17 protein-coding genes are annotated in these 17483 nt (G+C 68.9%); 8 read left to right on the top strand and 9 right to left on the bottom strand.

Going from position 1 to position 17483, the window contains the following annotated elements:
* Position 1: 1 nt before the first annotated feature.
* The 4 genes from NC595_RS14535 to polX form a co-directional block, all read right to left on the bottom strand.
* Positions 2–631: a phosphoribosyltransferase gene (locus NC595_RS14535; protein WP_253567622.1), complete on the bottom strand. Its 630-nt coding sequence runs from the start codon at positions 629–631 to the stop codon at positions 2–4.
* Positions 632–635: 4 nt separating this feature from the next.
* Positions 636–1133 (bottom strand): flavodoxin family protein, encoded by a 498-nt coding sequence (locus NC595_RS14530; protein WP_253567620.1) that lies wholly within the window; start codon positions 1131–1133, stop codon positions 636–638.
* 9 nt (positions 1134–1142) lie between these two features.
* Positions 1143–1592 carry a CBS domain-containing protein gene (locus NC595_RS14525; RefSeq protein ID WP_253567618.1) on the bottom strand — a complete coding sequence of 150 codons (450 nt, stop codon included), beginning with the start codon at positions 1590–1592 and terminating at the stop codon, positions 1143–1145.
* 115 nt (positions 1593–1707) lie between these two features.
* Complete coding sequence (gene polX, locus NC595_RS14520; protein WP_253567616.1) at positions 1708–3504, bottom strand: DNA polymerase/3'-5' exonuclease PolX; 1797 nt, start codon at positions 3502–3504, stop codon at positions 1708–1710.
* Positions 3505–3600: 96 nt separating this feature from the next.
* On the opposite strand from polX, the gene NC595_RS14515 reads away from it, so the two are divergent.
* Both NC595_RS14515 and NC595_RS14510 read left to right on the top strand, forming a co-directional pair.
* Positions 3601–4269 carry a dienelactone hydrolase family protein gene (locus NC595_RS14515; RefSeq protein WP_253567614.1) on the top strand — a complete coding sequence of 223 codons (669 nt, stop codon included), beginning with the start codon at positions 3601–3603 and terminating at the stop codon, positions 4267–4269.
* Between the two features lie 203 nt (positions 4270–4472).
* Positions 4473–5435 (top strand): hypothetical protein, encoded by a 963-nt coding sequence (locus tag NC595_RS14510; protein ID WP_253567612.1) that lies wholly within the window; start codon positions 4473–4475, stop codon positions 5433–5435.
* Positions 5436–5498: 63 nt separating this feature from the next.
* On the opposite strand, the gene NC595_RS14505 is transcribed toward NC595_RS14510, so the two are convergent.
* Positions 5499–6464, bottom strand: a complete 966-nt coding sequence (locus NC595_RS14505) for a ribose-phosphate diphosphokinase (RefSeq protein WP_253567610.1) — start codon at positions 6462–6464, stop codon at positions 5499–5501.
* Positions 6465–6661: 197 nt separating this feature from the next.
* Here NC595_RS14505 and NC595_RS14500 point away from each other — a divergent pair, with 197 nt between their 5' ends.
* A complete protein-coding gene (locus tag NC595_RS14500) occupies positions 6662–6901 on the top strand; it encodes a dodecin family protein (RefSeq protein ID WP_253567608.1) in 240 nt (79 codons plus the stop codon).
* Positions 6902–7120: 219 nt separating this feature from the next.
* On the opposite strand, the gene NC595_RS14495 is transcribed toward NC595_RS14500, so the two are convergent.
* Entirely contained in the window at positions 7121–8527 is a 1407-nt protein-coding gene (locus NC595_RS14495) for a purine-cytosine permease family protein (RefSeq protein WP_253567606.1), read from the bottom strand.
* 110 nt (positions 8528–8637) lie between these two features.
* Between NC595_RS14495 and NC595_RS14490 the strand changes: the two genes are divergently transcribed.
* Positions 8638–10272: a N,N-dimethylformamidase beta subunit family domain-containing protein gene (locus tag NC595_RS14490; RefSeq protein WP_253567604.1), complete on the top strand. Its 1635-nt coding sequence runs from the start codon at positions 8638–8640 to the stop codon at positions 10270–10272.
* A gap of 107 nt (positions 10273–10379) precedes the next feature.
* On the opposite strand, the gene NC595_RS14485 is transcribed toward NC595_RS14490, so the two are convergent.
* The 3 genes from NC595_RS14485 to NC595_RS14475 form a co-directional block, all read right to left on the bottom strand.
* On the bottom strand, positions 10380–10793 hold the full coding sequence (locus NC595_RS14485) for an H-NS histone family protein (protein WP_253567602.1): 414 nt from the start codon (positions 10791–10793) through the stop codon (positions 10380–10382).
* 126 nt (positions 10794–10919) lie between these two features.
* Positions 10920–12554 carry an MFS transporter gene (locus tag NC595_RS14480; protein WP_253567600.1) on the bottom strand — a complete coding sequence of 545 codons (1635 nt, stop codon included), beginning with the start codon at positions 12552–12554 and terminating at the stop codon, positions 10920–10922.
* 112 nt (positions 12555–12666) lie between these two features.
* A complete protein-coding gene (locus tag NC595_RS14475) occupies positions 12667–13065 on the bottom strand; it encodes an HU family DNA-binding protein (RefSeq protein WP_253567598.1) in 399 nt (132 codons plus the stop codon).
* A 194-nt stretch (positions 13066–13259) separates the two neighbouring features.
* On the opposite strand from NC595_RS14475, the gene NC595_RS14470 reads away from it, so the two are divergent.
* The 4 genes from NC595_RS14470 to NC595_RS14455 all read left to right on the top strand — a co-directional run bounded on the left by NC595_RS14470 (position 13260) and on the right by NC595_RS14455 (position 17393).
* Positions 13260–13682, top strand: a complete 423-nt coding sequence (locus NC595_RS14470) for an OsmC family protein (protein WP_253567596.1) — start codon at positions 13260–13262, stop codon at positions 13680–13682.
* Positions 13683–13876: 194 nt separating this feature from the next.
* A complete protein-coding gene (locus tag NC595_RS14465; protein WP_253567594.1) occupies positions 13877–14278 on the top strand; it encodes a VOC family protein in 402 nt (133 codons plus the stop codon).
* A 74-nt stretch (positions 14279–14352) separates the two neighbouring features.
* Positions 14353–15999 carry an acetolactate synthase large subunit gene (locus tag NC595_RS14460; protein ID WP_253567592.1) on the top strand — a complete coding sequence of 549 codons (1647 nt, stop codon included), beginning with the start codon at positions 14353–14355 and terminating at the stop codon, positions 15997–15999.
* A gap of 2 nt (positions 16000–16001) precedes the next feature.
* A complete protein-coding gene (locus tag NC595_RS14455) occupies positions 16002–17393 on the top strand; it encodes an aldehyde dehydrogenase family protein (RefSeq protein WP_253567591.1) in 1392 nt (463 codons plus the stop codon).
* Positions 17394–17483: the final 90 nt, after the last annotated feature.

Here is a 17483-nt window from a genome sequence, read left to right as displayed (position 1 = left end):
CTCAGCGCAGCGCCGCCACGACGTCCTCGTCCTCGACCTGGTCGAAGCGCAGGTAGAACGCCCCCACGCCCCCGAAGTGCGGCGGGACGTGCAGGCAGACGACCTCGTCGGCGAGTGAGCGCACGCGCGCGAGCGCGTCGCCGGAAGCCACCGGTACCGCACAGACCAGTCTCGCCGGTGCCTGCCGTCGCACGGCGGCGAGCGCGGCGGCCATGGTCTCGCCGGTGGCCAGGCCATCGTCGACCACGATCACCACGCGCCCGGCCGGATCGATGGGGGCGCGTTCCCGGCTGTAGCGGCGGCGCTGCTCCCTGATGCGTTGCAGCTGTCGCGCGCGCTCGTGTCCGAGATAACTGTGGTCGGCACCGGTGGTGGCGGCGTATTCGGCCACGTGCACGGTCCCCGACTCGTCGACCGCGCCGATGGCGAGCTCCGGGTTGCCCGGCGCGCCGAGCTTGCGCACCAGCACCACGTCCAGCTCCGCGTGCAGGGCGTCGGCGATGACGCGGCCCATCGGCGCGGCGCCGCGCGGGATCGCGAGTACCAGCGCATGGGCATCGCGGTAGGCGCCGAGCCGCTCGACCAGCAGGCGGGCGGCCTCGATCCGGTCGAAGAAGGGCAGGCCGCGCATGGCTTCAATGGCCCGGGGTGGGCCGTTCTCTCCCGAGCTTCGCCACGAACCGCTGCAGGGTATCCAGGTGCAGTCCCGGTGGAAGGTGTTGCGCATCCACGACCAGGGTGGCCTCCGGGATCTTGCCGCAGAGCCTGCCGAGATCGTCGAACGCCTGCTCGGCGCCGCGTCCGCCCTCGGTGCAGAAGAACGCGACACGTGGGGCACGCTCGGCCAGCTGCCTGGCGTAGCTGCGAAGCGGCGAGGCCATGCGACCGGCCCACACCGGGCCACCCATCGCGAGCAGATCGTAGACGGCAGGATCGTGGCGCGGCGTCCCGATCGGCGGTTCGCGGCGCAGGACCGCGTCGAACAGGGCGCGCAGTACACCGCGCAGGCCGCGGCGCGGATGCGGCTCGCGGATTTCCTCCACGTCGGCCTGCAGCGCCGAGCGCAGTTCCTCGGCGATGTCGCGGGTGTGACCGGTCATCGAGTAATAGGCGAGCAGGATGCGTGGCTTCATGGCGGCGGCTCAGACGCGGACTTCCATCTCGCGCACCTGCTCGCGAGCCAGCGCCTGGCTCAGCATGCGCAGGTGCGTGGACAGGGCACCGTAGAGATCGTCGGACGAGACCATGCCGACCAGTCCACCCTTGTCGTTGACGACCGGCAGCCGCCGCACGCTCCGGGCGAGCATGGTGGTGATGATGTCGAACAGGTCCTCGCTCTCGGCGCAGGTGGCGACGTTGCGGTTCATCACATCCTCGACCATGAGGTTTTCGGGCTGGATGCCCGCCGCCACCACGGCGATGGCAATGTCGCGGTCGGTGATGATGCCGGCCGGAACGCGTTCGCCATTCGGCTGGTCGGTGATCACCAGGGCGCCGACGTGGTGGCTGCGCATGCTCTGCGCCGCCTCGCGGATGGACGCCTTGCGGTCGATGTAGACGACGTGGCGGGTGCAGATTTCGGCGGCATGCATGGCACGACCCCATGGTCAGGAGTGACTCGTGATGCAGCCTGCGCGCCGACGCGATCGTCACCTTGACGGCAATCAAGGAATGGCACCGGACGGCTTGCGGACGCCGCACGTGCGCCTACCTGCCCATGGTCGCGGCCAGGCGCCTGCGCAACGCGGCGAGCGGAAGGGCGTTGAGCACGTCGTCCTTCTGAAGCCAGCCGCGGCGCGCCTGGTCGACGCCCAGTTGCAGCCAGTGGAAATCGCTGCCGCGGTGCGCGTCGCTGCCGATCGCCACGGCGGCGCCGGCGTCGCGGGCTAGGCGGCACTGCACGTCGAACAGGTCGAGCCGGTCCGGCTGCGCATTGAGTTCGAGGAAGCAGCCGCGTTCGGCGGCGTGGCGGACGATGCGCTCCATGTCCAGCGCGCAGCCGCCGCGGGTGCCGAACAGGCGGCCGTTCGGGTGCGCCAGGATGCTGAAGTGCGGATGGTCCATGGCGTGCAGGATGCGGGCGGTCTGCTGTTCGCGAGACAGGTCGAGGGCGCTGTGCACGGCACCGACCACCAGGTCGAGCCGTCCGAGCACTTGATCGGGCAGGTCCAGCGAGCCGTCGGCGAGAATCTCCACCTCGATGCCCTTGAGCAGGACGATGTCACGCAGCCGCTCGTTGAGCCGGTCGATGGCCTCCATCTGTGCCAGCAGGCGCTTTTCATCCAGGCCGTGCGCGACCTTCAGGCCGCTGGAATGGTCGGTGATCGCCAGGTAGTCCAGGCCGGCCTCGCGGGCGGCCGCAGCCATCGCCTCCATGCTGTCGGCGCCGTCGCTGGCGCTGGTGTGCGCGTGCAGATCGCCGCGCAGGTCGTCGCGCTCGATCAACCGGGGCAGGGCGTGACTGCGTGCCGCTTCGATCTCGCCGTGGTCCTCGCGCAGCTCCGGCGGGATCCAGGGCAACCCGACCGTGGCGTACACCGAGGCCTCGGTCTTGCCGGCGATGCGCCGGGTGCCCCGGTACACGCCGTATTCGTTGATCTTCAGCCCGCGCGACTGCGCGATCCGCCGCAGCGCGATGTTGTGCGGTTTGGAACCGGTGAAGTAGACCAGGGCGGCGCCGAAGCTCTCCGGGCGCACCACGCGCAGGTCCACCTGCAGGCCGTCGCGCAGCACCACGCTGGCCCGGGTCCGACCCTGCGCCAGCACGCGCGCGACGTGCTCGAAGTCGCACAGGCGCCTGCACGCATTGCCCCCGCGCGAGCCGGCGACCAGCACGTCGATGTCGCCGACCGTGTCGCGGCGGCGCCGGTAGCTGCCGGCGACCACGACATCCTCGACGCCGGGTCCGGCGCGCAGGTGTGCGAGCACGGCCTGCACGGCGGCATCCACACGTGCCAGCGGCCAGCGGTGGGAACGGTCCAGATAGCCGGCCACCGCCTCGGCAATGCGCCGCTCGCTGGTCGCGCCGAATCCCGGGATAGCCTGGACGTGACCGGCTCGGGCGGCGTCCAGCAATTCCTGCGGCGTGCGCACGCCGAGCTCGTGGTAGAGCACATGCACGCGGCGTGGACCGAGCCCGGGGATCTGCAGCAGGTGGGTGATGCCGCGCGGAAAGCTGGCGCGTAGCCGCTCCAGCTGGTCGCAGGTGCCGCGTTGCAGGATCTCGGCGATCTTCGCCGCCAAGTCCTTGCCGATGCCGGGGAGCTCGTCGAAGTCGCGTCCCTGGGCTGCCCACAGGCTCATTTCTTCCGGCCACGAGGCGAGGGTGCGCGCCGCGTTGCGATATGCGCGCACGCGGAAAGGATTGGCCTGCTGCAGCTCGAGCAGATCGGCGATCTCCTCGAATGCGGCGGCGATGGCGGTGTTGTCGACGACCACGGCGGCGCCCTCGATGGACCGCTCCAGGCTAGCGTCGACCGGGCCGGCGGTGTCGACCTGGGTCAAGGTTCCGGTGGGGGGCGATGTTGATCTGGGTCAGCACGGGGCGCGGTGCCAGCACGCACGCTTTCCGCCGTTGCCACCGGAAGGGAGAGTCTCGCCATGGCCCGATCCATCCAGCATGCGGCCGCCGTTGCGGTGCGCACGGTGCATGTCTCGGCGCGGCGGCTGGAAGGCCTGCTGCGCATTCCGGAGCTCGCACACCGCATGGTGGCCTTCGCGCACGGCAGCGGAAGCAGCCGGCTGAGTCCGCGCAACAACGCGGTCGCCGAGGCGTTCGGTCGTGCCGGCATCGCCACCTTGCTGTTCGACCTGCTGACCGAGGAGGAGGCTGCCGACCGGCGCCATGTCTTCGATATCCAACTGCTGGCCGGCCGACTGGGCGAAGCGATCGACTGGCTCGACGGTCGCGACGACGTGGGCCGGTTGCCGCTGGGCCTGTTCGGCGCCAGTACCGGGGCGGCCGCCGCCCTGATGGCGGCGTCCGAGGAGGCGGGGCGGGTCGAGGCCGTGGTTTCGCGCGGCGGCCGGCCGGACCTGGCCGGAACCGCCCTGTCGCGGGTGGAGGCGGCGACGCTGCTGATCGTTGGCGGGCAGGACGGCGAAGTGCTCGAGTTGAACCGCCAGGCCTTCGCGCAGATGCACTGCGTTCGTGCCCTGAAGATCGTTCCGGGAGCGACCCACCTGTTCGAGGAACCGGGCGCCCTCGAACAGGTGGCGGAGCTGGCACGCGACTGGTTTCTCGCGCACATGGGGGCAGGGGCGCCGTGAGTTTCCCGGTGCCCGGGCCATCGTCGCGGGAGTCGAAGTCGATCCGTTCCGGCGCGACGCTGTCGCAGCATCCCGGCAAGCGTTCGTCGCGAAGCACCCCGCATCTCCGCCACGAACCGGACCTCGCCACGAAGCTTGCCTTCCTGAAGCGGCCGGAGAGCTATCCCGGCCGTGTCGACCGGGTCGAGTCGTTGGAGACGCACATGTCCTGGCTGTTCCTTGCCGGGTCCGACGTCTACAAGCTGAAGAAGCCTTACCGGCACGAGCGCATCGACTACGCGACACCGGCCGCGCGACGGCTCAACTGCCTGCGCGAGGTGCGCCTCAACCGCCGCCTGGCACCGGACGATTACCTCGGCACGGTCCGCCTGACCATCGACGCCGAGGGGCGCATGGCACTGGACGGGAAGGGTCGGACGATCGACCGGCTGGTGCACATGCGGCGCCTGCCCGAGGCGTTTTCGCTGGAACAGCGCCTGCGCGCCGGGACGGTGACGCCGATGCAGATCGGCCGGGTGGTCGCGCGACTGCTGCCGCTGTTCCGGGACGGGCCGCGTGCGCGCTGGAGCGTCCGGGCCTACCTGCGGCATCTGCGCACCCGGATCACCGGCACGGCGGCGGGGCTGTGCCGCCCCGGCTACGGGCAGGCGCGCGACCAGATCGAGGCCCTGGCGAAGGCGCTGCTCGACTTCCTCGACGCGCATGCCGACCTCCTGGCGGCCCGCGCGCGCGAACGTCGCATCGTCGAGGGACACGGCGACCTGCGTCCCGAGCACGTCTACCTGACCGCGCCGCCGACCATCGTCGACTGCATCGAGTTCGACCGCGAGCTGCGGCTGCGCGACCCCGTCGACGAACTGGCCTTCCTGGCGATGGAGTGCGACCGGCTGGGGCATCGCGAGGTCGACGCCTGGCTGTTCGCCGCCTATCGGGCACGCACCGCAGACCATCCGCCGCGCGCCCTGATCGAGTTCCACAAGGCGCTCAACGCCTTCGTGCGCGCCAAGATCGCACTCTGGCACCTGGACGATCCGGATACCGGTCCCCGTCGCCGCTGGCTCGCCCGTGCCGGCGATTACCTGGCTCGCGCACGCGGCTACATCGATGGCCTGCGTAACCGGGGACATCCGCATCGCAACCCGGCAAGCCGTCGGGACTCCGGTTAGCGCGTCACTCCCGCGTGCGCGGGAGTGCGGCTCATTCCGATCCGATGCAAACGGATGCGCCGGTCACGCCGCATCGTCGGGCACCGGCGGCCGGACCGCCTGCACGAACAGCGGCGCGACGGGCAGCACGCTCAGCCTGGCCAGCACCCCGCTCCCGCGCAACCGGAACGGCGGGACGCTGTCGGTGACCCGCAGGCTGGCCAGCACCGGGTCGGCCAGGGCCACGGTGGCATCGCCCGTGAACAAGCCATGGGCGGCCACTGCGTGCACCGCCCGGGCCCCCGCATCGCGGGCCGCATGCGCCGCCCTCAACACGGTGCCACCGGTGCCGATCAGGTCGTCGACGATCACCACGTCGCAACCGACGACCTGTGCGAACAAGGTCGAACCGGAGAGTACGCCGCCACCGCGCCATTTCTCCATCATGCCCAACTGCACCGGTCGTCCCAGCGAGGCCGCCAGTTGTTGCCGGAACGCTTCGGCCCGCTTGATGCCTCCGGCATCCGGCGAGAGCACCACGACATCCGCGGCACCCAGCTCCGGCGTCAGCCCGGCGACGAGCAGGCGATGAGCCGACAGGTTGTCGGCGCCGCAGCGGAAGGCGTTGCCGAACGCCGCCGGGTTGTGGGTCTCCAGCGTGATCACCCGATCGACGCCGACCGCCTCGAACAGTTGCGCGAGGTAGCGCGTACCCAGCGGATCGAGTGCCCGGGTGCGGCGGTCCTTGCGCGCGTAGCACAGGTACGGCACCACGGCGGTGACCAGCGCGGCGCCGTGGTCGCGCACGGTCGCCAGGAAGAACAGCAGGCGGCACAGCTTGTCCTCCACGCTCTGCTGCTCGTCGGCATAGAGCGAATGCACCACGCAGACGTCGGCGTCGCGCACGCTCTCCAGCGGTCGCGCCTTGTGTTCGCCGTCCTCGAATTCGCGCTCCTCGATCGCCGCCAGCGGCACGCCCAGCCCCGCCGCGATCGCTTCCGCCAACGGGCGGCTGGCACCCAGCCCGAACAGCTTGATCTCCCGCGGCATCGACTTGCCTCCGGTGGTTGGCGTGATGCGGGAGTGTCCGGCGGATGCCGGCGTCGCCGTTGATCGAAGTCAAGGCTCATGTCCGGCGCGCCCGGAACGGCGCCACCGCGCGCGGCCGGGCTTGTTGACCGTGGTCAAGATCGCCCCGCGCCCGGCATCTACCGTGCTCCGACATCTCTGCAACGGAGGAGCCGTCCATGGCCACGAAAAAGTCCAAGACCGCAAAAACGCAGCTTGCCAAGGTGATCGAGGTCAACGCCGCCTCCGACAAGGGCATCGAGGACGCCGTGCGCTTCGGCCTGGGCCGGGTGGCCAAGACCATCGGTGACATCCGCGGCGCCTGGATCAGCGACATCAAGGTCTGCACCACGCCCGACGGCAAGATCACCGAATGGCGCGTGGACATGCGCGTGAGCTTCATCGTCGAGCAGGGCTGACGCCACCGGCGTCGTGGCGCGTGACGTGCGAAGGCCAAGGCACCGGGATGAGCCCTGCCGGCCTCGCCAGACCGACGCGATTCTCGGCGATGAGGCGTTCGCGGCGACGTCCGCGCACGTCATCCGTACCCACCGAGGGCACGTGTTCCTTGCCTGTCGCCGTGGTTGCTCAGTGGCAGAGCGCGTGGCCCGCCCCCGGCATCGGGGCTTCGAGCCGGGCTACTCCACGCCTTCGGCGTCGGCCAGCATCACCGGCACGGCATGGCGGGGCGCGCTGAAGTAATAGACGGCCGCGGTGACCACCAGACCGGCGAGCCAGGAAAGGTCGATGCCGCCGAGCACGCGCGCCATCGGGCCGACGTAGAAATCGGCGGCGATGAAGGGCACCTGCACGACGATGCCGAGCACGTAGGAGACGAGCGCCGCCACGTTGTAGCGGCCGTAGACGCCGCCATCGGCGGCGAAGAACGACGGCACGTGATAATCGCCGAAACGCACCCAGTAGTAATCGACCAGGTTCACCGCCGTCCACGGCACCATCAGATAGAGCAGCAGCTCGGTGAAACGGCTGTACAGCGGCAGGAAGCTGGCGGCACCGACGGTGCCGAGCGCGACGGCGACGAGGAAGATCGCGGTGGCAATCGGCGCCCGCGTGCGCCAGCTCGCGTGCCAGCTTGGGGCGAAGGTCTGGGCGAGGGTGATCACCGCGAGCGTGCCACCGTAGATGCAGATCGCGCCGGCGACGGCCACGCCGGGCGTGAACAGCATGACGATCGGCGTGCTGGCCTTTCCGGTCAGCGCCGAGATTGCTGCGACGACGTCGCCGCCCACGACCGCCGGCCCGATCAGGGCGCCGAAAATCATCGGCAGCACCGCGCCCAGGGTGGTGCCCCAGTACGAGGCCCAGAACGCCTGCCGCGGACCGGTGTCGGGGGGCAGGTAGCGCGAATAGTCCGAGACGTACGGCGCGTAGCCGAGCTGCCAGAACACGCCGATCGACATCATGCCGAGAAAGCCGACGACGGAGAACGAGCCTTGGGTGAGGTATGCGTGCGGCAGCCGCCCCTCGACCGCGAGGGCGACGTAGCAGAGCACGACCGCCGCGCCGGAAACGTAGGCAATCGCGCGCGTGGCGGCATGGATCAGGTCGTGCCCGTAGATCGCCATCGCCAGGCTCACCAGGCCGACCACGGCGATGCCTTCGCGCACGCCGATCGTGGGCACGATCGCGTGCAGCGACTGGCCGCCGGTCACCAGCGCGGTCGCGCCGTAGCCGACGTACATGAAGATCACCAGCGCCACCACTGACGCCGCCCCGCGCGCGCCGAACTGGCCGCGGCTCTGCACCATCTGCGGCACGCCCAGGCGCGGCCCCTGCGCCGCATGCAGCGCCATGAACAAGGTGCCGATCAGGTTGCCGAGCACGATCGCCAGGGTGCCGGCGAGGAACGATTGCCTGAATACGGTCGTGGCCAGTGCGCCGGTGACGATGGTCAGCACGTTCAAGTTCGCGCCGAACCACAACGAGAACAATTGCCGTGCCTTGCCATGTCGCTCATCGAGCGGAATCGGAAAGATCGTGTGCTGCTCGATGCGGCGTCGACGCGTGCTTGTGCGGGTTTGCATGGGCGTGCAAGTATTTTTTCTTTGCGGTGTCGTGCGAAGAGAACACAAACGCACACCAGTCACAACTATTTGTTTTTGTTCGCAATGCGAACGTGCAAAAGGCCTCGTTGATGAGCACGGATTACCCTGATTTTGGACTGGATGCGGCGCAGCGCCGCGACGCCGTGTTTGCCCATCGATACGAGTATCCGGGCATGGATGGTGCCCGCGGCGAGCTGTGGTGTTACAGCGATGCGCTGGCCTATGCGCCGGGCTCGCTCGTGCGGCTGATGATCAGCTCGAGCGTGGAGCGCGCGGAGCTCGAGATCGCCCGTGACGGAGCGGAACTGCGCGCTGTCCTCAAGGGCACGCTATCCGGTCTGCGCTGGCAACCGACGCCGGAGGACTGCTCGGTCGTGGGCTGCGGCTGGGAAAGCGCGTTCGAGTTCCGCATCGGCGAGGACTGGCCGTCCGGGGCCTATCGCGTCAGTCTGGTCGCCGCGGGCAGCGATGGCGCGCCGGTCCGCTCGCATCACCTGTTCATCGTCAAGCCGCGCCCTGGCCCTAAGCCGCGCCGGATCCTGCAGGTCGCCGCCACCGGCACCTGGACCGCCTACAACACTTGGGGCGGCTCAAATCACTACCGCGGCCTCACCGGGCCGAATCGCGACCAGTACTCGCCGACCGTCAGCATCGAGCGACCGTGGTGCCGCGGCTTCGTCGTGCTGCCAGCCGGCGCACCGCGGGTGCCGCTCGAATGCCAGCCACCGCCAGGCGCGCCCTTGCGCTACCCGCACATGGAGTGGGCCTACGCGACCGGCCACTCGACCAAATACGCGTCGGCCGGCTGGGCGAGCTACGACTCGCACTTCATGCGCTGGGCCGAACGCGCAGGCTACGCCGTCGACTTGGTCAGCCAGCACGAGCTTCACTATGAGCCGGAGTTACTGCACGACTACGACTGCGTCGTGATGGTCGGCCACGACGAGTACTGGAGCTGGGAGATGCGCGACGCGATCGACGCCTACGTGGAGCGCGGCGGGCACTTGGCGCGCTTCGCCGGCAACTTCATGTGGCAGACGCGGCTGGAAGACGGCGGCAGGCGCCAGGTCTGCTACAAGTACCGCGCACGCGCCGAGGACCCGGTCTATCGCGAGCGCGACAACTCGCGCACGACCGGCTCCTGGGAGGCGCCGGAGACCGGCCGGCCAGGCGCGGCCACGTTCGGTCTCAATGCCATCGACGGCCTGTACGCCGGCTGGGGTGGGTGCGCCGCGCGCGGCGTGCGCGGCTTTCCCGTCTACAGGCCCGGGCACTGGGCCTTCCGTGGCACGGACCTCTCCTATGGCGACCTGCTGGGCGCCGAGGGCCACGCGTTCGGCTACGAGGTCGATGGCTTGCCCTACGTGATCCGCGATGGCCTGCCCGAAGCCCTGCCCACGGGCGGTGCGCCGGAGAGCCTCTCGATCCTGGCGCTCGGGATGTCCTCGTTGATCGAGGAGCCACGTTCGCAAGCCGATACCGACGACCGCTTCATCGGCGACGAGGAGGCGACCTACGTCGCCGAGCTGCGCTTCGGTGATGCGAGCGAGGCATCGGTCGATCGCGTCAAGCGCGGTTGCGGCATGATCGTGCACTTCACGCGCGGCGCCGGCGAAGTGTTCCACGCCGGAAGCTGCGAGTGGGTGGCGGCGCTGCTGCGCAACGATGCGATGGTGGCCCGGGTGACGTCGAACGTGCTCGACCGCTACCTCGCAGGCAGCTAGGTCTCGCACGGTGGCCGCGAACGACATCCTCGACGCGACTGGGCTTCGATCATGAAAAAGCCCCGCAGCGAGCTGCGGGGCTTTGCTTTCAGCGGAACGGGATCTACTTACTTCGCCGCCTTCTTCGCCGGAGCCTTCCTGACGGCCTTCCTGGCCGCTTTCCTGGCCGGCGCGGCCTTCGGCGCGGAGCCGGCAATGAGCAGGCTCTCCGCCGTGACGCCCTTCTTTTTCAGTGCCGCGGAGAACCACAGCGGACGCTTGCCGCGGCCCGACCAGGTCTGGGCGGCATTCTCCGGATTGCGATACTTCGGTGCGACGACGGCCTTGGAGACCTTGGCACCCTTGCCGCCGCGCCGCGGGTAGACCTCGTCGATGCTCAGGCCGGCGCTCTTGAGAAGCGCGTCAATCCTGGTGCGGACCTCCTGGGCCTTGTTCTTGCGGGCAGATTCCATCTGCGCTTCGGCGTTCTTGATGAGCGCCTGGAGTTCAGCAGGGGAGAGCGAGTCGAGATTGATAGCCATATTTGTCCTCGGGAGTCGTTTTGCCAAGTCGTTCTATCACGATCGGATGATGCATATTCCGACCGCGATCTCCAATGGTGGGGCCGTTGAATGGACCGGGTACACCCTCGCCTTCGGATGAGGCGACTACGGGGTCTTCAAGGCCGCGCCACGGATGTGTACCTGGATGGCCTCCAGCGAAAGGCCGCGCGTCTCCACGCCATGCCGCAGCAGGGTGATGCCCGCGGCCAGCATGGCCAGTGCGATCGAGCCGGCAGCGAGCGCGAGATGTTCGAACAGGCCAGCCACGCCCAGCAGCGCGCCGAGGATGCCACCGAACTTGGAGCTGGCCGCGATCACGCCTGACCCGGTGCCGCGCAGGTGCACCGGGTAGATCTCCGCGGCATACGGGATCAGCATCGCGATCACGCCGCTCACGCTGACCAGCAGTCCCGCCGTGGCCAGCGTGATCAGCCATGCCTGGCGCACGTCCAGCAGATCCAGCGCCACGAACGTGGCCAGCGCCACCGTGGTCAGGCCGATGAACAACACCAGCGAGCGCACGGTGCTCCAGCGGTGGTAGAGCCACACCACCAGGCCGATGCCGGGCAGGGCGATCAGCGCCGAATCGGCAAGCAGGCGACTGGCGCCCGACGGATCGATGCCCAGCTTGACCAGATTCACCGGTAGCCACAGCAGAAAGCCGAAATTGGCCAGGCCCCAGGCCATGCCGCAGATCAGCAGGCCGCGCGTGAGTGCAGCATGCGAGCCGTGCAACAGCTGCTTCAAGCCGATCACGACATGCGGATCGTCCAGCACCGGGGCGCCGGGATGCTCCGGGCTGTCCTCCTCCACGCCCGCCTTGCGTGCGCCGGTGAAGCGGGCGAGCGCTACGCGCGCCTCGGCCCAACGCCCCTGGCTGGCCAGGAAGCGCGACGACTCGGGAATCCAGTGATTGAGCATGATGATCACCGCGCCGGTCGGCAGGCCCAGCAACCACAGCGCACGCCAGCTGTAGCCAGGTTCCAGCCAGGCAGCCGCTCCGGCGGCCAAGAGGTAGCCCGCCGAGGTGCCGACGCCGCCCAGTGCCACCAGCAGCCAGCCGCGATGTGCCGCGGGGATCGCCTCGGCCATCAGGGTGAAGGTGATCGGCAGCAGGCCACCGGCCGATGCCCCCATCAGGAAGCACATCACCAGGTTCCAGCCGAACGAGGGCATCGCGCCGCAGATGGCGGTGCCCATGAACATCAACGCCGACAGCAGCACCGCGGCCCGGCGGCCGAAGCGATCGCCGATCCAGCCCCAGGCCACCGAGCCGAGCGTGGTGCCGGTCAGCGCCACCAGCGCGAGCAGGGCACCGACCTCCTTGCTGATCCCATATTCACCGGTGAGGCCCGGCATGACGAAGCCGAGCGTGGCGGGCTTCATCACGTCCACTGCCAGCGCCACCACGAGTACGGCCACCAGGGTTAGGTGGGCCCGGTTCAGCGGCACGCCGTCGGCGACGTGGAAGTCGTGGCGATGCGTACGCGTGACGGGCGTAGTGCCGTCCATCGCCATGCGGCGCGGAGGTGCCAACGCGAAGCCGGCCAGGCACAAGCCCAGCGGGATCAATGCCATGCCCAGCAGCATGCCAGGAGACATCGGCATGCCCGCCAGTCGGTAATGCATCGGCGCGGCCATCAGGTACATCGGCAGGTGCAACAGCACGCCGGCCACCAGCAGTGCGCTGCCGGTCCAGAAAGCGAGGGGGTGGCGAAACGCGATGCTGCCGGTGCGCATGTGGGCGATAGGGAGCCGGGAAAGTATGTGGTCGACAGCCGCGTGTGCGGCGGGCCCCACCACACCGCGGTGAAGGTATCGGCCTGGAACCAGGCCGATACCGTTCAGCACATCAGAGCGCGGCGTCCTTGAGCTTCTTCAGCGGACGCACCTTCACCTTCACGGTAGCCGGCTTGGCGGCGAACACCTGCTCCTCGCCGGTGAAGGGGTTCTTGCCCTTGCGCTTCGGCTTGGCCGGAACCTGCACCGCGTTGATCTTGAACAGGCCGGGGAGGGTGAAGTTGCCGGCACCCTTCTTGTGCACCGCGCCGAGCACCGTGTGCTCGAGGGCGGCGAGCACGGCCTTGACGTGCTTCGCCTCGACGCTGGCCTGCTCGGCCAGGTGCGCGATCAGCGCCGACTTGCTCATCGCGTCCTTGATCGGCTTGATGGTGGGAGCCGCCTTCGGGGCGGCCTTGGCTTTGGTGGTCTTCTTGGCAGTGGTCTTGGTGGCCATGATCTTCGGTCTCATGCAATGCACCGCCCCTCATGGAGCGATGGCCGTTTGGCCCGCCAAATCTACGTGGTTACGGCGTTTCAGGCCACTTCCCGTGACAATGACCCCGTCGAGGTGACCGGTAAGGCGCACGATGTAGTCGGAGACGAGCCGCCGCCAGTCCCCACTTCGACCGCCCCGGCGGTCTTACCCGCTACCGAGGAATCGCCATGAGCGACACCCGCACAAAAATGACTTTCGATGTCAGCGCGCGCCGTATCGGCGCCCACGGCAGCACGGCGCGCTGCAAGGACGCCGACCTCGCGCTGGACACCGACCTGGGTGGACGTCGCGACGCCTTCAACCCGGCCGAGCTGCTGCTGGCCGCGCTGTCGGCCTGCATGCTCAAGGGCATCGAGCGGGTCACGCCGATACTGGATTTCCGGCTTCGCGGGGTGGAAGTGCGCGTGCACGGGGTGCGCCAGGACGTGCCGCCGCGGATGGAGTCGATCGACTACGAGATCCTGGTCGACACCGACGAGAGCGAGCACCGGCTCGAACTGCTCCACGAGAACGTGAAGAAGTTCGGCACGGTGTTCAACACGGTCGCGCCCGGCACCGTCCTGCGCGGGGTGCTCCGGCGGGCCGGGTAACCCTTGGGCTTCCGGACGGGGCGATGACGGGAAGGGAGGCGATCCCGCGCTGGCGGCGGCATTCTTCCGGTATGCGCAAGAGTGTCTGCCGGGTCTCGGCTATTCGTTTGGCAACGCATGAGGCGTAGCGTTACCCGCGAATCCGGCTGGACGCGCTGTCCGGCCACCATGCAGGAGTACGGTCCTTGGCAGGCATGACTCCCTACACCCTCGGTGTCGACCACGTCGGCCTCACCGTGGGCGACATCGAGCGCTCGCGACGCTTTTTCGTGGAGTGCCTGGGATGGACGGTGGTGGGCGAGAATCCCGCGTATCCGGCCGTCTTCGTATCGGATGGCACCACGCGGTTGACGTTATGGCAGGCGGACGCCGGCCATGCCGCGTTCGACCGGCGCCGAAACGTCGGCCTGCATCACCTGGCCCTGAAGATCGCGGACCTCGATGTCCTTTCGGATCTCCACGCGCGGGTGTCGGGCTGGCCGGATGTCGTGGTCGAGTTCGCCCCCGAGCCGGTAGGCAAGGGGCCAAGGGTGCACTGCATGATCCGCGAGCCCGGTGGCGCGCGCATCGAGCTGGTCTGCACGCCGGCGGGATGAAAGCCCATGCCGGGATCCCGGCGGCGGCTCGCACGAGGCGCACCGGGCCGCCTGGCTATCTTTGGAGATAGGTCATGTTGAAAGCTTCGGATCTGTTCGTCGCCGCGCTCGAGAACGAGGGCGTGGAGCGCATCTTCGGGATCCCCGGCGAGGAAAACCTCGACCTGGTCGAGTCCATTCGCAAGTCGTCGATCCAGCTGGTGCTGACCCGGCACGAACAGGCGGCGGCCTTCATGGCGGCGACCTATGGCCGGCTCACCGGCAAGCCCGGGGTCTGCATCACCACGCTCGGGCCCGGTGCGCTGAACCTGGCGACTGGGGCCGGGTACGCACTCCTCGGTGCCATGCCGATGATCATGATCACCGGCCAGAAGGCGATCCGATCGTCCCGGCAGGCGCGGTTCCAGATCGTCGACGTGATCGCCACGATGCGGCCGCTGACCAAGCTGTCGCGGCAGATCGTCTCGCCCACCATGATCCCTGCGATGGTGCGCGAGGCGTTCCGCGTCGCCGCGGAGGAACGGCCCGGACCGGTGCTGCTCGAGTTGCCCGAGGACATCGCCGCGGAGTCGTGCGAAGAGATCGCGCTGATCCCGGCGCATCCGATCGAGCTGCCCGTGGCGAGCGCCGAATCCATCGAGCGTGCCGCGCAGCTGATCATGCAGGCGCAGGCGCCGCTGCTGATGCTGGGCGCGGCGGCGTCGCGTCCGCGCTCCTCGTCCGATCTCGCAACGTTCGTCCTGCGCACCGGCATCCCGTACTTCACCACGCAGATGGGCAAGGGCACGGTGCCGGGCGGCACCGAGCTGTACATGGGCACCGCGGCGCTTTCCGAACGCGACTATGTGCACGAGGCGATCGAACGGGCGGACCTGATCGTCACCATCGGTCACGACACGGTCGAAAAGCCGCCGTTCCTGATGGGCGCCAAGGGGCCGCAGGTGGTGCACATCGGCTACGAGCCCGCGCATGTCGAGCAGGTCTACTTCCCCCAGGCCGAGGTGGTCGGTGACCTGGGGCCGTCGCTGCGGCAACTGGCCGATCGCGTCGAAGGACACATCCCGCATGCCCGGGCGCTGCTGCCGCTGCGGGAGGGGATCCTGAGCCGGGTCGCCGCGCGCGCCACCGAGGACCGCTTCACGCCGCAGCGGCTGGTGCACGACGTGCGCGAGGTCATGCCGGCCGACGGCATCCTCGCCCTCGACAACGGCATGTACAAGATCTGGTTCGCGCGCAATTACCGCACGCAGGTCGCCAACACGCTCCTGCTCGACAACGCGCTGGCGACCATGGGCGCGGGCCTGCCCTCGGCCATCATGGCCGCGATGCTGTATCCCGGGCGCCGGGTGATGGCCGTGTGCGGCGACGGCGGCTTCATGATGAACAGCCAGGAGCTCGAGACCGCCGTCCGGCTCAAGCTCGACCTGGTGGTGCTGGTCATCGAGGATCGTGCCTTCGGCATGATCCGCTGGAAGCAGGCGGTGGATGCGTTCCCCGACTACGGCATGACCTTCGACAACCCGGACTTCGTGACCTATGCGAAGGCTTACGGCGCGACCGGCACCCGGGTGGAGACGGTCGGCGCATTGCGCTCCACGCTGGAAAAGGCGTTCACCGATGGGGGCGTGCAGCTCGTGGTGGTGCCCATCGACTACTCGGAAAACAAGCGCGTGCTGGTTGACGAGCTGCAGCAGCGCCTGCCCATCCAGAAGGAGGACTGATCATGACCCGTCCACTGCAGGTGGTGCAGGCATTCGACCGTACCCTCATTGCGGAGCTGCCCGTCGACGATGCCGCCGCCCTCGAGGCCAAGCTCGCCTCGGCCAGTCGCATGCTGGCCGACCGCGACGCGTGGCTGAAACCGCATCAGCGCAGCGCCGTCCTTCTACGTGCGGCGGCCCTGCTGGAAACGCGGCAGGACCACTTCACCCGGCTGATCGCCCGCGAGGGCGGCAAGCCGTGGCCGGATGCGGCGGTGGAAGTGATCCGGGCCGTCGACGGATTGCGCAACGCGGCCGAGGCGATCCGCACCTTCGCCGGTCGCGAGATCCCGATGGGCCTGACGCCAGCCAGCGAAGGGCGCTGGGCCTTCACCACCAAGGAACCGATCGGGGTGGTCGCGGCCATCTCCGCGTTCAATCATCCGCTGAACCTCATCGTTCACCAGGTGGCACCGGCGATCGCCGTCGGTTGCCCGGTCATCGTCAAGCCGGCGGCCGTCACGCCCTTGTCCTGCATTGGCCTGGTCGACCTGCTGCGCGAGGCCGGGCTGGACGAGCCGTGGTGCCAGACCTTCATCACCGACGACAACGCGCTGGCCGAGCGTCTGGCGACCGATCCGCGGGTGGCGTTCCTGAGTTTCATCGGCTCGGCCAAGGTCGGCTGGTATCTGCGCAGCAAGCTGCCGCCCGGGACGCGCTGCGCGCTCGAGCATGGCGGCGCCGCGCCGGTGATCGTCGATCGCAGCGCGCCGCTCGATACGATCATCGAGCCGATCGTGAAGGGCGGGTACTACCACGCCGGCCAGGTCTGCGTGTCCACCCAGCGCATCTTCGTCCATGCGGATATCGCGGACGGCTTCATCGAGCGGCTGGCCGCCCGTGTCCAGGCACTGCGGGTGGGCGACCCATTGCTCGAGCGCACCGAGATGGGCCCGCTGATCGCCCCGCGCGAGGCGGATCGCGTGCTGTCGTGGACCGAGGAAGCGGTGTCCGCCGGTGCGACGATCGTGGGCGGCGGGCGCCGGTCCGAGACCACGCTCGCGCCGGCCGTGCTGCTCGATCCGCCGACCGAGGCGAAAGTGTCGCAGCTGGAGATATTCGGCCCGGTCACCTGCGTCTACCGCTACCGTGATCTCGACCAGGCCATCGAGGCCGCCAATGCGCTGCCTTTTGCGTTCCAGGCCAGCGTGTTCTCCTCCGACATCGCTCCGGCGATGCGCGCCGCCCGGCGCCTGGATGCGTCCACGGTGCTGGTCAACGACCACACGGCGTTCCGCACCGACTGGATGCCGTTCGCCGGTCGCCGGCAATCGGGCTACGGCGTGGGCGGCATCCCGTATTCGATGGAAGACATGTCCCAGGACAAGATGGTCGTGCTGCGCTACGAGGGTTAGCCCACCGGCTCCGCCCGACACGGCAGGCCCGGGCGTTCAGCGCTTCTGCTGCCGGATATCCAGCCTCCTGACTCCGATGCGGCCCCGACG

Source organism: Dyella lutea (assembly GCF_024158035.1).
Taxonomy (GTDB): Bacteria; Pseudomonadota; Gammaproteobacteria; order Xanthomonadales; family Rhodanobacteraceae; genus Dyella_A; species Dyella_A lutea.
This window is presented reverse-complemented; position numbering and strand designations above follow the sequence as displayed.

What these genes read in the sequence shown, in the direction of transcription:
- NC595_RS14535 (WP_253567622.1), bottom strand. Translation starts at nt 631, where the DNA reads ATGCGCGGCCTGCCCTTCTTCGACCGGATCGAGGCCGCCCGCCTGCTG.
- NC595_RS14530 (WP_253567620.1), bottom strand. Translation starts at nt 1,133, where the DNA reads ATGAAGCCACGCATCCTGCTCGCCTATTACTCGATGACCGGTCACACC.
- NC595_RS14525 (WP_253567618.1), bottom strand. Translation starts at nt 1,592, where the DNA reads ATGCATGCCGCCGAAATCTGCACCCGCCACGTCGTCTACATCGACCGC.
- NC595_RS14515 (WP_253567614.1), top strand. Translation starts at nt 3,601, where the DNA reads ATGGCCCGATCCATCCAGCATGCGGCCGCCGTTGCGGTGCGCACGGTG.
- NC595_RS14510 (WP_253567612.1), top strand. Translation starts at nt 4,473, where the DNA reads ATGTCCTGGCTGTTCCTTGCCGGGTCCGACGTCTACAAGCTGAAGAAG.
- NC595_RS14505 (WP_253567610.1), bottom strand. Translation starts at nt 6,464, where the DNA reads ATGCCGCGGGAGATCAAGCTGTTCGGGCTGGGTGCCAGCCGCCCGTTG.
- NC595_RS14500 (WP_253567608.1), top strand. Translation starts at nt 6,662, where the DNA reads ATGGCCACGAAAAAGTCCAAGACCGCAAAAACGCAGCTTGCCAAGGTG.
- NC595_RS14495 (WP_253567606.1), bottom strand. Translation starts at nt 8,527, where the DNA reads ATGCAAACCCGCACAAGCACGCGTCGACGCCGCATCGAGCAGCACACG.
- NC595_RS14490 (WP_253567604.1), top strand. Translation starts at nt 8,638, where the DNA reads ATGAGCACGGATTACCCTGATTTTGGACTGGATGCGGCGCAGCGCCGC.
- NC595_RS14485 (WP_253567602.1), bottom strand. Translation starts at nt 10,793, where the DNA reads ATGGCTATCAATCTCGACTCGCTCTCCCCTGCTGAACTCCAGGCGCTC.
- NC595_RS14480 (WP_253567600.1), bottom strand. Translation starts at nt 12,554, where the DNA reads ATGCGCACCGGCAGCATCGCGTTTCGCCACCCCCTCGCTTTCTGGACC.
- NC595_RS14475 (WP_253567598.1), bottom strand. Translation starts at nt 13,065, where the DNA reads ATGAGACCGAAGATCATGGCCACCAAGACCACTGCCAAGAAGACCACC.
- NC595_RS14470 (WP_253567596.1), top strand. Translation starts at nt 13,260, where the DNA reads ATGAGCGACACCCGCACAAAAATGACTTTCGATGTCAGCGCGCGCCGT.
- NC595_RS14465 (WP_253567594.1), top strand. Translation starts at nt 13,877, where the DNA reads ATGACTCCCTACACCCTCGGTGTCGACCACGTCGGCCTCACCGTGGGC.
- NC595_RS14460 (WP_253567592.1), top strand. Translation starts at nt 14,353, where the DNA reads ATGTTGAAAGCTTCGGATCTGTTCGTCGCCGCGCTCGAGAACGAGGGC.
- NC595_RS14455 (WP_253567591.1), top strand. Translation starts at nt 16,002, where the DNA reads ATGACCCGTCCACTGCAGGTGGTGCAGGCATTCGACCGTACCCTCATT.